12 protein-coding genes are annotated in these 13,597 nt (G+C 68.8%); 5 read left to right on the top strand and 7 right to left on the bottom strand.

The window, feature by feature from the left end; all coding sequences use genetic code 11:
• Positions 1-170: 170 nt before the first annotated feature.
• A complete protein-coding gene (locus ACIBJG_RS15035; protein ID WP_399307915.1) occupies positions 171-551 on the bottom strand; it encodes a hypothetical protein in 381 nt (126 codons plus the stop codon).
• A gap of 5 nt (positions 552-556) precedes the next feature.
• Positions 557-4,075 (bottom strand): ALF repeat-containing protein, encoded by a 3,519-nt coding sequence (locus ACIBJG_RS15030; RefSeq protein WP_399307914.1) that lies wholly within the window; start codon positions 4,073-4,075, stop codon positions 557-559.
• A 716-nt stretch (positions 4,076-4,791) separates the two neighbouring features.
• Here ACIBJG_RS15030 and ACIBJG_RS15025 point away from each other — a divergent pair.
• Entirely contained in the window at positions 4,792-6,711 is a 1,920-nt protein-coding gene (locus ACIBJG_RS15025) for a protein kinase (RefSeq protein ID WP_399307913.1), read from the top strand.
• Between the two features lie 211 nt (positions 6,712-6,922).
• Here ACIBJG_RS15025 and ACIBJG_RS15020 read toward each other — a convergent pair whose 3' ends face one another.
• Positions 6,923-7,462 carry an ATP-binding protein gene (locus tag ACIBJG_RS15020; RefSeq protein ID WP_399307912.1) on the bottom strand — a complete coding sequence of 180 codons (540 nt, stop codon included), beginning with the start codon at positions 7,460-7,462 and terminating at the stop codon, positions 6,923-6,925.
• Positions 7,463-7,773: 311 nt separating this feature from the next.
• Here ACIBJG_RS15020 and ACIBJG_RS15015 point away from each other — a divergent pair, with 311 nt between their 5' ends.
• From ACIBJG_RS15015 to ACIBJG_RS15000, 4 genes are all read left to right on the top strand, one after another.
• The gene (locus tag ACIBJG_RS15015) at positions 7,774-8,625 is read left to right on the top strand and encodes a helix-turn-helix domain-containing protein (protein WP_399307911.1); all 852 of its coding nucleotides are present in this window, start codon (positions 7,774-7,776) and stop codon (positions 8,623-8,625) included.
• Between the two features lie 11 nt (positions 8,626-8,636).
• Positions 8,637-8,828 (top strand): hypothetical protein, encoded by a 192-nt coding sequence (locus tag ACIBJG_RS15010; RefSeq protein WP_399307910.1) that lies wholly within the window; start codon positions 8,637-8,639, stop codon positions 8,826-8,828.
• Between the two features lie 397 nt (positions 8,829-9,225).
• Entirely contained in the window at positions 9,226-10,254 is a 1,029-nt protein-coding gene (locus tag ACIBJG_RS15005; protein ID WP_399307909.1) for a helix-turn-helix domain-containing protein, read from the top strand.
• A gap of 10 nt (positions 10,255-10,264) precedes the next feature.
• Complete coding sequence (locus tag ACIBJG_RS15000; protein ID WP_399307908.1) at positions 10,265-11,143, top strand: hypothetical protein; 879 nt, start codon at positions 10,265-10,267, stop codon at positions 11,141-11,143.
• Positions 11,144-11,249: 106 nt separating this feature from the next.
• Here ACIBJG_RS15000 and ACIBJG_RS14995 read toward each other — a convergent pair whose 3' ends face one another.
• Genes ACIBJG_RS14995 through ACIBJG_RS14980 form a run of 4 tightly spaced genes read right to left on the bottom strand, consistent with a single transcriptional unit; the run spans position 11,250 to position 13,441 of the window.
• Positions 11,250-11,897: an OmpA family protein gene (locus tag ACIBJG_RS14995; protein ID WP_399307967.1), complete on the bottom strand. Its 648-nt coding sequence runs from the start codon at positions 11,895-11,897 to the stop codon at positions 11,250-11,252.
• Between the two features lie 8 nt (positions 11,898-11,905).
• Complete coding sequence (locus tag ACIBJG_RS14990; protein WP_399307907.1) at positions 11,906-12,508, bottom strand: hypothetical protein; 603 nt, start codon at positions 12,506-12,508, stop codon at positions 11,906-11,908.
• Between the two features lie 31 nt (positions 12,509-12,539).
• On the bottom strand, positions 12,540-13,214 hold the full coding sequence (locus ACIBJG_RS14985; protein ID WP_399307906.1) for a pilus assembly protein TadG-related protein: 675 nt from the start codon (positions 13,212-13,214) through the stop codon (positions 12,540-12,542).
• Positions 13,211-13,441: a hypothetical protein gene (locus tag ACIBJG_RS14980; protein ID WP_359350514.1), complete on the bottom strand. Its 231-nt coding sequence runs from the start codon at positions 13,439-13,441 to the stop codon at positions 13,211-13,213. Before ACIBJG_RS14980 ends, ACIBJG_RS14985 begins: the two co-directional genes overlap by 4 nt.
• Between the last annotated feature and the right edge of the window lie 156 nt (positions 13,442-13,597).

Here is a 13,597-nt window from a genome sequence, read left to right as displayed (position 1 = left end):
CGGCCAATTCCTGAAGCGGACGGAGTTCGTCCCGGAATCAGCCGGAAGGCAGCCGGAAGGCAGCCGAAAACCGGATGGCAATCGGACAACCGGCGAGTGTGAAAGAAAGAGAGAGTGGTACGGCCACGGAATGGACTCCGCGGCCGTACCGCCCGGCACCATCAGGCCGTTCAGTGCGTCTTGCTGAGCTCCTGCGTGACCGGACCGTCCGGATCGGACTGGAAGTGCAGCGTGTCCTGATCGTCCACGTAGAGCTGGATTCCGCCGATCTTGCCGAGCCCGCCGTCGTCGATACCCAGGTAGACGAAATCGTCCGAACTGCCCGGATCCTCATAGTCCCAGGTGCCGCTGAAGTCGGTCGGATCCGAGCCGTCGCTCGTCGTCACACGGGTGGCCGAGAACGTGCCGTCCGCCGAGAGCTCGATCTGCCCACCCTCGTCGTTGCGGTACACACCGGGCAGCTTCTCCGGGTCGACCGCACCGGAGCACCCCGAGACGAGCACTGCGGAAGCGCCAAGCACGGCGAAGAGCCACCGTCCACTTGTCCTCATGCAGATCACGGGCCCAGCGTAACGTCGAACTCGATCACCTGGGTCTTGGGCGACAACGGCCCCTCGTCACCGACGACCTTGTCGACGAACGCGCCCACGGTGTCGCTCCACCAGTCCGTGTACCCGATGACCGGGGGGTGCGTCGCCGACTCGATGTCCGATTCGTTGTACGCGGTGTAGCGCCAGGTGACCGACCCGTCCGAGTTCTTCCGGATGGGAGTCATACGGACCTGGTGCGAGCCCAGGAACGTGTACGCCAGGTTGCCGGTGAGCCCGGCCGTGCTGAGCGTGCCGTAGTCCGTGAGGTACTTGCCGGCGCCGTCGAAGCCGCTGAGCATGTAGTCGTCCATGTAGGTGTGACCCAGCTCGTACTTCCCGGTCCGCTGCCAATTGTTGAGGAAGTAGTCGAGGACCCCCTGCGTGTGCTCGTGCTCACGGTAGAGGCGGGTGAACTCGTCGTCCGGGCCGAAACACTGCGAACCGGGGCCGGAGCCGGTGAGCCAGCTCCACCCCAGCTCCCACGGGTTGGTGTTGTTCCGGTGCGTGACCGGGTCGCCGAACGGCGTCAGGCAGCTCTCGGCGCCGTCGGGAAGGGAGCCCTCGCCGTCGATCGGCACCTTCGAGTTGTTGATCGCGTCCTGGATCGCCTGCCGGATCGCGGCCTGGATGACCAGGACCCGCGCCTCGGTGGCCGCGATGGCCGCCTCGGCGAAGGACTTGCCCGCCGCGAGCTCAGCCTGCCGGGCCTGCGTCGCTGAGGCCTGCGCGTCGGCGGCGTAGGACGCCGCGGTCTCGGCGGAGCTCACGGCCCGGCTCGCCGCGTCCCGCGCCACACTGCTCGCCTTGCGGGCCTCCGCGGCCGCGTTCGCCGCGGTCCGCGCGGACTGGGCGGCGGCGGCCGCGGAGGCTTCGGCGGCCTCCGCGTTCTTGCGGGCCTCCTCGGCCGAGGCCTTGGCGTCGGCCGCCCAGCCGTCGGCCTTGCTGGCCCACTCGGTGGCTTCCTTGGCGGCCTGCCGTGCGATGGCCGCGGCCTCGGAGGCGCGTGCCGCGTCCTCGAGCGCGTCCTCGGCGATCTTGGCCGCCCGCGCGATCGCTGCACGGATCGCGCTGATGTGCGTGGCGTGATCGTGGTCGATGCGCGCGAACTCGTGCTGCGTCGTGCCGATGAACTGGCGCAGCATGTGCGTATCGCCTTCGAGGGCGACCTTCGCCGCGGCCTGTACGTACGGGCCGCCGTTCGCCAGGAGCGTGGTGGCTGCCACCTTGTCGTCCTCGTGGACGGCTGCGGCGCGCTCCACGTGCAGGAAGGCGTGCAGCGCCTCGGCGGAGCCGTCCGTCAGGGCGGCCTCGGCGGCACGCCGTACGGCGGTACCGGTGGAGGTGCCCGCGAGGAGCGTGGTGACCTCGACCTCGTTGTCGTCCCGTGCCGCCTCGACCGCGCCCTTCTCCAGGAAGGTCCTGATGGCGGCGGCGTCCTCGGTCTGCAGCGCGGCGACGGCGGCCTCGGCCACGTTCTGCGTGGAGATCGCGGCGGTGGCCGCGGTGTTCTCCGCGTTGTCCTGCTGCAGCGCGATGACCCGGTCGGCCTCGATCCAGCGCAGTACGTCCTCGTCCGCGCCGGCAAGCGCGAACTCGGCGGCCTCGCGGGTCCACGTACCGGACCGGTCGACCAGCCCGACGGCGGCCTGCCGCCCCTTGCTCACGGCCTCCCCGGTCCGCCCGTCGGCGAGCGCCGCGTCCATTGCGATGATCAGCGCGACGAGTTCGTCGGACAGCCGCGCCTCCTGCGTACGCTCCCGGTTGGCGCGCTCCAGACGGTCGGTCTCCTCGCTCCGCTGCTGCTTGGCGACCTCGATCGCTTCCGCGGCCTCCTCGTTCAGCCGCGCGATCTCGGCCTCCCGGGCCTCCTCCTCCACCTCCCGCGCCTCGGTGACGGCGTCGTACGCCTTGTTCGCGGCTTCCACGGCGGCGTTGGCTGCGGTGGTGGAGCGGTTGGCGTAGTCCACGGCCTCGCCGGCGTGCCGGGCCGCTTCCTCGGCGGCATCGGCCGCCTTCTCCGCGTGGTCGGCCGCGCTGTCGGCGGCGGCGGACGCGGAACGCGCGGCGGCGGCCGCCCTGCGGGACAGGGTCGAGGCCCGGCTCGCGGCCGTCGTGGCCCGTCCGGCGGCGGCCTCCGCGATGGCGGCCTGGCGCTGCGCTTCGGCGGCCTCGGACCGCGCCGCACCGGCGGACACCGCGGCGTCGGCCGAAGCACGCGCGGCGGAGGCGGAATCGACCGCGGCACCCGCGGCGGCGTGGCCCGCGGCCTCGGCCGCGTCGGAGGCGAGGGCCGCGAGCTTGGCCTTCGCGGCCACGGTGCGCACCCAGTCGACCATGACCCGCGCGGCCTGCGCCGCCTGGTTGGCCGCGTCCGCCGTGTTCGCGTTCTTGGAGGCGCTGATCGCGGCGCGGTAGGCACGCGATGCGGCGCGCCCCGCAGAAGCGGCGGCGGCCGCGGCGGCGTTCGCGGCGGCCACGGTGCGCCGGGCCGCGACCTGCGCGGTACGCGAGGCGGACACCGCGGTCGACGCGGCCGCCGCGGCACCCTGGGCGGCCCGCGCCGCCTTGTTCGCGGCCCTGGCCGAGCTCTTCACGTCCTGCTCGGCGGCCTGTGCCTCGGCCTTCGCCTCCAGCGCGGCCGCCTTGGCCTTCCCGGCGGCCTCGACCGCCTGCGCGGACAGCTCGACCGCTTCGTCGGTCTTGCGCTCGGCGCGCAGTCCCTCCGACTCCACGATCTTGACGAGCTGCTGGATCTCCGCCGACTCCTCGTCCCGCGCCCGGGCGATGTACTGCCCCGTCGTCAGGAACCACTGGATCGCCCGCGGCGATCCGTCGTCGAGCGCCCGCTCCGCGTACTCCCGCACCTGTGGCGAGGCGGTCACGAGGATGGAGGTCACCTGGACGCGCTGGTCCTCGTCGTGTGCGTCGTACTGCCCGGTGCTGAGGAAGTCCCGCAGCGCGAAGTCCGTACCGTTCGCGAGCGCCTCGGAGGACTCACGCTTCACGGCCTTGCCGCCATGTGCGTTGACCGTGGTCACGGCCACTTCGAGGTCCTCGTGCACCGCCGACTGGAAGCCGCCCTGCAGGTAGGTGGCGACCGCCGCGTCCCCGCCGGACAGCGCCTGCCCGATCCCGGCACGCGTCGCCTTGCCCGCGCTGACCAGGGCCTCGGTGAGCGTGAACCGGTTGTCCTCGGCCGTGGCCGCCGGCAGCCGCTCGCCGAGGAACGTGGCCACGTCGTCCGCGCTGCCCACGAGCGCCACCGCCGCGGAGGTGCGCACCGCGCGGCCGCCGGTCCGGTACGCCTGCACGATCTTGCCGCGGTCGGTGTCGGGCAGCCGTGTACCGCCGTCGCCCTCCGCCGTGCCCGCCGCGTACGCGGGCCGGGACCCGAACACCCCCAGGGGCAATGCGGTTCCTGCCGCGATCCCGCCGAAAATGGCCAGTGACTGGCGTCTGCTGAATATCCGTGGCGATTGTGCCATCAAGACTTCCTTCTCAATTACGAGGGGAAGTCTCGCCGCCCCCCTGCGGTTCAAGTCCCCTATCGAAACCGGATTTTGGACGGCTCGTCCACTGCAGAAATCGGGCAGAAATCGGAAAATCATCGAGTATCCGTCGAGTCACCATCGTGATGTGCGTCACGGCCTGAAACGGTTGTAGTGATCCCGATAACGAATCGATGGAGGCTGAGAATTGGTAGGAATCCACCGATCGGCCGCAATGGGCCCCCGATCACGGACCGGGTCCGACTGACCGAAGTCCGCCAGTTCCGCCGCACGCAGAGCAAAGCGGAGCCGGTCCGCGCCCCTGATCCGGATGCGCCGCCTGCGCTGCGCTCCGCCATGGCGATCAGGAGCAGTTGGTCCCCGGTGGTCGTACGGGCCAGAGTAGGGACACATCCTGCCGGAGTGGCACTCTCCGACAGAAAGCGATCGTTGACGATTATCGACGGTCAACACGTGGGCACGGCAGCATGGTTGGCGAAACCAAACTCCGATGACACACGTCTCCCTTGATGCGCACAGCAGACTTTGTGCACACTGCAATCTTCGTGTGCACCGCAAGTCTTCGTGTGCACCGCAAGTCTTCGTGCGCACCGCAATCTTCTATGCGCGCGGCAAGGGGCTCCCTCAGCGGGCCCCGGAGTTCGGGAGCGGGCCGCGCCCGCCGGGCGGCACAACGGGAGGGCCGGACCAGCATGACCACAGGCACGGGCGACGGGCAGGACGACGGGCAGGACGGCAGGTGCGACGGGGCCGGGGAGAAACCCCCGCCCACCGCCCTTGGAGATCTCGCTCCGCTCACCGCCACCGACCCGCAGCGAATCGGACCGTACCTGCTGCTCGGCCGCCTCGGCGCCGGCGGCATGGGCCGGGTCTACCTCGCACGGTCGGAGGGCGGGCGCACCGTCGCCGTGAAGGTGGTGCACGAGGAACACGCCTCCGACCCGCAGTTCAGGGCCCGCTTCCGCCGCGAGATCGACGCCGCCCGGCGCGTCGGGGAGCGCTACACCGCCCCCGTACTCGACTCCGCCCCCGACGCCGACCCGCCATGGGTCGCCACCGGGTATGTGCCCGGCCTCACCCTCGAACAGGTCATCCGCCGGTACGGCCCTCTGCCGGCGTCCTCCGTGCTTGCCCTGGCCGACGGGCTGCTCAAGGCGCTGGAGGACATTCACGCGGCGGGCATCATCCATCGCGACCTCAAGCCGTCGAACGTCATGCTCACGGTGAAGGGACCCAAAGTCATCGACTTCGGGATCGCGCGCGCCCTCGAGACCTCGGTCCAGTCGCTGCTGACCAGCGCGGGGGCGGCCATCGGCTCGCCCGGCTTCATGTCTCCCGAGCAGATCCGGGGGCTGGAACTCGGCCCGAAGAGCGATGTGTTCTCGCTGGGATGCGTCCTGACGTATGCCGCGACCGGTCAACTGGCGTTCGGACAGGGCGTGACCAACCAGCACGCCATCAACTACCACGCGGTGGTGGAGGAGCCCGGCCTGGACAAGGTGAAGGACAGCATGCTGCGCGCACTGATCGCGCGCTGCCTCACCAAGGACGCGGCCGAACGCCCGGACGTGGCCGCCCTCCGCGCCCCCGGCAGTGGCACACGGGCCCTGATCGTCGATGCCGCCTGGCTGCCGGCGGAACTCGTCGTCCACCTCGCCGATCGTGCGGCACAACTGCTGGACGTGGACGCGGCTCCGCTGCGCGAGGAACCCCGCGACCGCACGACGGTCGGTCTCCGCCCGCCGGACGGGTCCGGGGACGAGCCGGTCCTGGCTCCGGACAAGCCCGGCCCGGAGCCGGCCACGGCGAGTGGGAAGAGGGAGCGTCCGGCGCGCAGACGCAACTTGTTCGTGGTGCTCCCGGTCGTCGCCGTGATCACCATCAGCGGGGGCGCGGTCGCCATCATCCAACCCTGGGCAAGGGACAGCGGCGGTTCGCATGCGAGCGGGCCCTCCGACGGCTCGGCAGCGGGCGCCACCACGCCCGCTCCGGCCGGATCGTCCGGCAAACCAAGCGGCCCGGCGTCCAAGAGCCCCTCGCCGGGCGCGAAGGCATCACCCACGAAGAGCAAGGGCGGACAGGGCGGCGGGGACTCCGCGCAGACGACGGGCGGCTCCGCTGCCGAAACGGGCGGACAACCGACCCCGGCCACCCGCCCCACCACCGGAACCGGCGACTCGTCCGCGACCGACCCCGGCTCGGGATCCGGTTCCGCTTCCGGCTCCTCCGGCTCGGACTCCTCCGGTTCCGGCTCCGGCTCGCCCGACGGCAACGCCGTCCCGTCATACTTCGTCGGCACATGGACGTACGCAGATGGCGACGCGTGGAATCAGCCCGGCCGTATCTACGTGTACCGCACGACGGTCGGCGGCCGGGCCGTCCGCTTCGTCAACGACATGCTGCACATGGGTCATTGCGAGGCGGTGGGCCAGCTCATGGCCGTCGAGAACTCAGGCACCCGTCTACGGTTCGCCGAGGCCGCGGTGGACAGGGCGAAGTCCACCGGCACGTGCTACCCGATCAAGGCGTCGACCCTCTTCGTCGGTAAGGCGGACGGTGTGTTCCTGGCCAACGAAAACACTCCGGCCAGTGGCCTCCACTACGTCCGCTAGGGGATGCCCGAAACGACGCAGGAGGAGCGAGCAACTCTCGGCGCACCGGATGCGGGGGCGTCCGAGGCCGGCCGCACGGACCCTTGGGGAGGGGCGTGGCGTCTTGCGCACACGATCGCCGCGACTGACGCCGGTCAGTACGCGGGTGACCGGCATCTCGATCGCGATGAATGTCTGCGCCATGCTGGTGTGGCCGCCGCGGTGGGTCACGTCAACGCGGCAGAACAACCCAGGACTTGGTGCCACGCTGCGGCTGGGCCGCCTCGCACACGCCCCACTCCCCTCCCCAGTCGTCCACCACAGCCGCGAGCAGCCAGAGTGCGCGTCGGCGTCGCGCCTCGCAGAGCCCGGCCATATCCGGTTCGACGTGCTGCGGATGCTGGTCCCAGACCAGGAGGCGGACCGCGTCGGCGCGCTGACGCAAGGACACGTAGAGCTCCCGGCCGGGGCTCATCCGCGCGGTGACCGAGACGAGTTCGGTGACCGTGTACGTCACCGGCCAGACGTACGCGGCAAGGCCGTGCGCCTCCAGAGCGGCTGCGGTCGCCGTACGGGCGATGCGTGCACTCCGGATGTCGCCGGGGAGGGTGAAACTCAGGGAGAGGCAGGGCGCGGACCGCGCGGAGCCGCCCTTCGGACGGAGATACGGCTGCGGCGGGCGGGGTTGGACCGAGTGCGTGTACGCGTCCGGGAACGGCATACGCGCCTCGGCGACAGCCGGACAGAGTGCGGCGAGTGGAGATGGTTGCATGACTGACTCCCCGTTACGGGTGGCGAGTTGGCGGTATCTCTCTTCCTCGTGGGTGCGCACGAATGGCTCTCGCGATGCGGACGACGAGCAGTGGCCTGTCCCCCTGACGCGGCCCCACCCCTCTCAGGGGAGGAGGTTGCGGGCAGGACCGCGCGATGCACTTCTTGCTTGTCGCTGCGTGAGCGGTGCGTTACTGAATGTAGCGCATGCGGGGTAAAATTACCCTCGCCTCTTGGTGAATGAACCTTTTCGTGGTCACCCAACGCGGGCACGCGGCAGACTGCCAGTGATCGCACGCGGAAAGGAACGGCATGGCAGCCAGGCCCTCCCCCACCGAACGTCAGAAGCGGCTCGGTTCCGAGCTGCGACGCATGCGCACGACCGCGGACATCTCGGCCGAGTCTGCCGCCGGCCTGCTCGGCGTGGACAGGGGAAAGATCTCGAACATCGAGGCCGGTGCGCGCCCCATCAGTGCTGAGCGCCTGCGCACGCTTGCCCACAACTGCGGCTGCACAGACAGCAGATACATCAACGGACTCGTCGAGATGGCCCAGCCCAGCGCTCGCGGCTGGTGGGAGAGATACAGAGGCACACTGCCTCAGGGCCTGCTCGACATCGCCGAACTGGAGGCCTCTGCGCTCCGCATGCGGGCCGCGTACTCGATGCACATCCCCGGCCTCCTCCAGACGTCGGACCACGCCTTGGCGCTCTTCCGCGTAGTCATTCCCCAGCTTCCGGAACGGGAGATCGCGCTGAGGCTCGCACACCGCGTGGAGCGACAGGGCATCCTGGACGGGGAATCACCCCCGCCATACGCAGGCATCGTCCACGAGGCGGCACTGCGGATGCAGTTCGGAGGCCGGGCTGTGGCACGCACGCAACTCAACCATCTGCTGGCGAAGTCCGAGCAGCCGAACGTGACGCTCCTCGTCATCCCCTTCGACGCAGGCGCGTTTCCCGGTGCCGGACAGACCGTGCTGTACGCCGAGGGCGCTGTCTCCCAACTGGACACCGTGCAGATCGACAACTCGCACGGCCCACTCTTCGTTCACTCGGAAGAACAGCTGGCGAAGTACCGGGCCCACTTGGACTGGATGGAGGGAATCGCGCTGCCACCAGGCAGGTCGCGGGACTTCATCCACAACATCGCGCGCCAACTGTGAGGAGATGACAGATGCCGGACGTCATATGGGAAGACTCGTTCTGCGGCGAGGGGAACTCCTGCTACCGCTTCGGGACGGACGGCGACGGCAACAGCTATATCTCCGTCGCCGGCGCCGAGGACCGCTACCTCACCGACAGCCGCGAGTCACTTCAGCAGATGATCCGCGACATCAAGGCCGGCAAGGCCGACCACCTGTTGTAGGCGACAGGGCCCGGGACCGCGAGCGGAGTCGCCGCACCGGTCCTGTTCCAGACGTTGAGGCGCGTCGCGGAGACCCGTGCACGGGCCGCACATGCGTGTGAATCCACCGGGTCGTGGATGCCCACGACCCCCAGGACCACGACCCGGTGGACCACGACGCGGCTGCCCACGACGTCTAAAGGCTTTTAAAGAACTCAGGGAAATAACCCCACCAAACCCGACCCGACCCCCGTCCTGACCTGCGTCACTCGCGCGAGTGAACCTGGGCAACTGGGGTAGATCGGGGACGGGTTGGCTGGCATATGCTCGCCGCGACAACCACAGACACGAGACGGCCCCCGCCGAGACAGCAAATCTCAACCGGGGGCCTGACCACGAGGAAGTAGACCCCTTCCTGATGGATACCCCGCAGGTTATCGCGCCCCCGTGCGCCCAGCCCGGCTCCCCCGGCTCCCCCGGCTCCTCCGGCGCCCTTCCCGACGTCACGCCGACATCCGGCGTCATCCACGTCAACACCCGCCACGTCTCCGGCTTCGTGATCATCGGCAACCACCTCGCCCAGAACCGCGAACTCTCCCTCATCGCGATCGGGCTCGCCGTCCACATCCAGTCGCTGCCCGCCGGGGCCAAAGTCGGCATCAAGGTCCTCACCGACCGCTTCCCCGAAAGCGAAGCCCGCATCACCGCCGCACTCCACGAACTCGAAGCCGAGGGCTACCTCCACCGCAGCCGCGTACGCCTCCCCAACGGCCGCTTCGTCACCCGCACCCTCTCGTACAACCAGCCGGACGCCACCGCACCGCCCGTCACCACACCGCAGCCGAAGCCGAAGCCGAAGCCACAACGGCAGCCGCGACCGCAGACACCACCTTCAGCCACGGAGTCGAGAGCGACGGGGGTGCCCAGCACGCCCGGACCGAAGACGGTCCCGCCCCAGGAGTCCGCACCGGTGCTCCCCGGCCCCGTCCATGTACCGGCTCCCACGGCCCCGAGGAAGCAGCCATCGCCGCTCCCCCAGCCGCACACACCCACCGAGGAGCTTCACCGGGCCGCCACGGCCGTCCTCACCGGCCTACGCCGCCACGCACCCCAACTCACCCTCGCCGAGGGCGACATCCCTGCCCTCGTCCCCGGCGTCGCCGCCTGGCTCGAACGCGACGCCCACCCCGACACCATCCGCCACGCCCTCACCAGCGAACTCCCCACCCTCGTCAAACACCCCGCGAAGTTCGTCCGCCACCGCATCACCACCCTCCTGCCGCCCCCGCTCCCCGGCATGACCGACCTCGCACCGCCGCCCCGCCGCAAGACCATCGTCATCCCGCTCCAGAACTGCGACACCTGCGACCGCGCCTTCCGCGCCACCCACCCCGGCCACTGCCGCGACTGCCACACCAACACACGCTCAGCCACCTACACCCCCTGAACGGACCCCCATGGTCAGCTCACCCCACGAAGCAATGCACCGCATCTTCCAGGAGTACCCCGGCCTCTTCTCCCGCGTATCCGAAGTCCTCGGCGTCCACATCCCACCACCCACCTCGGCCACCGTCCTGCCCAACGACCTCACCGAGAACAGCCCCGTCGAACGCCGCGTCGACACCCTCCTACGCATCGGCACCGAGCACGACGGACCCTTCCTCCTCGCCATCGAAGCCCAAGGCAAGAAAGACCCCCGCAAAACCACCAGCTGGCCCTACTACGTCAGCTACCTCCACAACAAATACGGCGGCCTGCCCGTCCTGCTCCTCGTCGTCTGCCAGGACCACGCCACCGCCCAATGGGCCGCCACCCCCATCACCATCGGCCTCCGACAGTGGTCCACCCTCACCCTCAACCCACTCGTCGCCGGACCCCACAACATGCCCGTCATCACCAACGTCGCCGAGGCTCGCAAGGACCTCGCACTCGCCACCCTCGCCGCCATCACCCACGCCGACAATCCGGACGTCGGTGCCATACTGAAAACGCTCTCCGCCGCACTGCGCGAGGCACCGGACAACATCGCCGAACCCATCGCCGAACTGACCGCACAAGGCCTGGGCAACCGCCCGGCCGCACAGCAATGGAGGAACCTGGTGGCCGTGGATACCTCTTTCTACAAGTCCTTCATGTCCGAAGAAATCCGCGACGAAGGCCGAGCCCAAGGCCAGGCAGGAAGCCTCCTACTGATCCTCGAAGCACGCGGTATCACCCCCACCGAGGAGACTCGGCAGAAGATCACCGCCTGCACCGAATCCAGCCTGCTGAGCCAATGGCTCCAACGTGCCGCCACCGCCACCACCGCCGACGAAGTCTTCGCAGAGAACCGCTGAGCCGACCCGCTCGGCGCAACGCTCACGGCCGGTGCCGTATGCGATGTGCATACGGCACCGGCCGTGAGGTTGAGCGCAAGCAGTGCCGAGGCGCTGGTCAGTCCTGTCAGCCCTCCCCGCGCGGGAAGGAGACCTCCACGCGGCGGTTCTTCTTACGGCCTTCTTCCGTGCTGTTGTCGGCGATCGGGTACTGCTCGCCGTAGCCCCGGATCTCGAAGGTGACGCTCGCACCCGTGGACGTCACCAGCACCGACTGCACGGCGTCGGCGCGCTGCTTGGAGAGCACGTCGCCGTGCGCGGAGGAGCCGAGGTTGTCGGTGAAGCCGAAGACGCGCACCTTGGTGGCGTTCTGCTTCTTGATCTCGGCGCCGATCGCGGCGATACGGGAGTTGGCTGCGGCGCTCAGCTTGGCGCTGTCCTTGCCGAACAGCACCTCGGCCTGGAGCGCGAACTTGATGTCCGCGTTCGTGTCCTCGCGCCGCTCCTCGCCGCCCTGGTCCTCGACGACCTGGATGATGTCGAGGACCTTGCCCGGGGCGAGGGTGCCGCCCTCGGGCATCTTGAGGTCGGGATCGCTGCTGTCGAGCTTGACCGGGGGCTCGGAAGACGCCTCGGTGCCCGGAGGAACGCTCGGGCCGTCGTCTGCCAGGGCGGTTGTCGCACCGAAGACCGTGGTTCCGGCCAGCAGCACAGCCACTACAACCGCGCGGCCAGCTGCGCGGCTTGGCCTAAGTCGCGTACGGGTGCCGTTCATGGCGGCCATCACCCGGAGATCTTCAGCGAGGCAGTGGCAAATCCAGGCAACGTGAAGTCGACTTCATTGTTGGTCGCCGGCGTGGCAGGGAACTGCATGAAGACGGGAGTCGCCTGGCCAGGTGTGATCGACAGCATTCCAGTCGTGCAAAGGCAACGGCTATCAGTGTCCCTGAGAACGTAGTAGCGCTTCTTGCCCACCTTATCCACCAGCGTGGCACCGGCAACCGAGTTGGGATTCTTTGCCACGATTGCGCTTTCGGCGCCTTCCATTCCAGATGCGTTCAGCTGAACCGTTCCGGTGTTCTTGATCTCACCACTGACGGTGATGAAGCCGCCGGTGTCACGCTTGACTTCATTGACGATCAAAAGCAGGCCATCGCGCCCCTTGACCTCGGCGAGCTTCGCATTCGGGTCCGCCTTGTCCCCAGCAGCGGTGTCGCCGCTCCCAGAGCCCTTATCTCCTTCAGATGGCTTGGAAGACGAAGAACCTGCGTCCTTCGTCTTTCCGCCATCGTCGCCGCCACAACCGGTAACGACGAAGGCCAGTGCCGCCGCCATCGAGACGGCCGCCACTACCCTTCGGGACTTCGCGGTACGCCGAATGCTCATGGGTTCAGATTCCTTTACTCGTCGTTCGCTGTCAGTCGTCGATCAAGTGCACGGCGAAGATCAGCTTGCTCAGTCCGGCCAAGGGGTCGTCATCACCGAGATCGATCGGGACGTCCTGTCCGTCACAATCGGAGAGGGTGACTATGGGCAAACTCGCTTCGCTGCCCTTGTCTGCCCCGTCGTCACCGCCGGGCTCGTCGTCCGGGACATCCCTGATCTTGGGGCTACACCGAAACTCGATCACGGCGGTGGCCTGAGCCGTGGCGTGCCGCTTCTCCGTGCCAGGGATGACCGAATCTCCCACGGTGTAACGGGTCTTGATCCTGGCTGTAACCCTGTCCCGAAGGAATCCCTCGTCCCAGCTGCAGGAGTCCCGGAGAGAATCGCCACTGAAGAGATCCGACCGGTTGTCACCTGCGAGCTGCTGCGCACGCCCGCAGCCGGCCCGACCGTAGCGATAGTCGGACAGGAACTCTCGGAGGCCATCAGGCGTCCGAAGAGCGGCGAGAAGTGGCACTCCCAGGTCTTTGCGAGCGTCCTGAGCGGCGGCGAGGGCGGCGGCGTCCGCGGCACCCTGGGCACCGTTGCGCGTGGCAGAGGCCTGACCGACTGCAAAGAAAGCGAACGCGAGGAAGAGCAGGCCCGCCACCATCACAATGTAGATGGGGAAGGCCTGCCCTCGATCGCTGCGGCAGTTCTTGATCACTTGGCCGTGATGGAGCTCACCAGACCGGTGATACGCGTCGTGATCGCGCCGCCGATGCCCGAGGCCACCATGCCACCGATGATCGCGACGACCACCAGGATGATGCCGAGGTACTCGAAGGCCGTCTGGCCGCGGTCCGCGGTCTCGTAGCGCTTCTGGATCTTGGAGACGGCGGTGTTGGCCCAGCCGTTGACGCGGACGGCGGTCTTCAGGGTGATGTTCGACATGGTGTTCCCCTCCAGATTCGGCCGACCGACTGCCGGCCGACTCGCAAGTTCCTTTGTCGTCACTCCCGTTACCGGCTTCCTCCTGGCCGGTGCCGTTTGCGACATGAGAAACATACGGCGGAACACCATGCCCACCAGAGGGCCCCAGGGCCCATT

Source organism: Streptomyces sp. NPDC050422, from assembly GCF_044458665.1.
GTDB lineage: Bacteria > Actinomycetota > Actinomycetes > Streptomycetales > Streptomycetaceae > Streptomyces.
This window is presented reverse-complemented; position numbering and strand designations above follow the sequence as displayed.

Bases quoted from the DNA above. Each gene is read 5' to 3' on its own strand.
- ACIBJG_RS15025 (WP_399307913.1), top strand. From the start codon at position 4,792: ATGACCACAGGCACGGGCGACGGGCAGGACGACGGGCAGGACGGCAGG.
- ACIBJG_RS15010 (WP_399307910.1), top strand. From the start codon at position 8,637: ATGCCGGACGTCATATGGGAAGACTCGTTCTGCGGCGAGGGGAACTCC.
- ACIBJG_RS14995 (WP_399307967.1), bottom strand. From the start codon at position 11,897: ATGAACGGCACCCGTACGCGACTTAGGCCAAGCCGCGCAGCTGGCCGC.
- ACIBJG_RS15035 (WP_399307915.1), bottom strand. From the start codon at position 551: ATGAGGACAAGTGGACGGTGGCTCTTCGCCGTGCTTGGCGCTTCCGCA.
- ACIBJG_RS15030 (WP_399307914.1), bottom strand. From the start codon at position 4,075: ATGGCACAATCGCCACGGATATTCAGCAGACGCCAGTCACTGGCCATT.
- ACIBJG_RS14990 (WP_399307907.1), bottom strand. From the start codon at position 12,508: ATGAGCATTCGGCGTACCGCGAAGTCCCGAAGGGTAGTGGCGGCCGTC.
- ACIBJG_RS15000 (WP_399307908.1), top strand. From the start codon at position 10,265: ATGGTCAGCTCACCCCACGAAGCAATGCACCGCATCTTCCAGGAGTAC.
- ACIBJG_RS14980 (WP_359350514.1), bottom strand. From the start codon at position 13,441: ATGTCGAACATCACCCTGAAGACCGCCGTCCGCGTCAACGGCTGGGCC.
- ACIBJG_RS15020 (WP_399307912.1), bottom strand. From the start codon at position 7,462: ATGCAACCATCTCCACTCGCCGCACTCTGTCCGGCTGTCGCCGAGGCG.
- ACIBJG_RS15005 (WP_399307909.1), top strand. From the start codon at position 9,226: ATGGATACCCCGCAGGTTATCGCGCCCCCGTGCGCCCAGCCCGGCTCC.
- ACIBJG_RS15015 (WP_399307911.1), top strand. From the start codon at position 7,774: ATGGCAGCCAGGCCCTCCCCCACCGAACGTCAGAAGCGGCTCGGTTCC.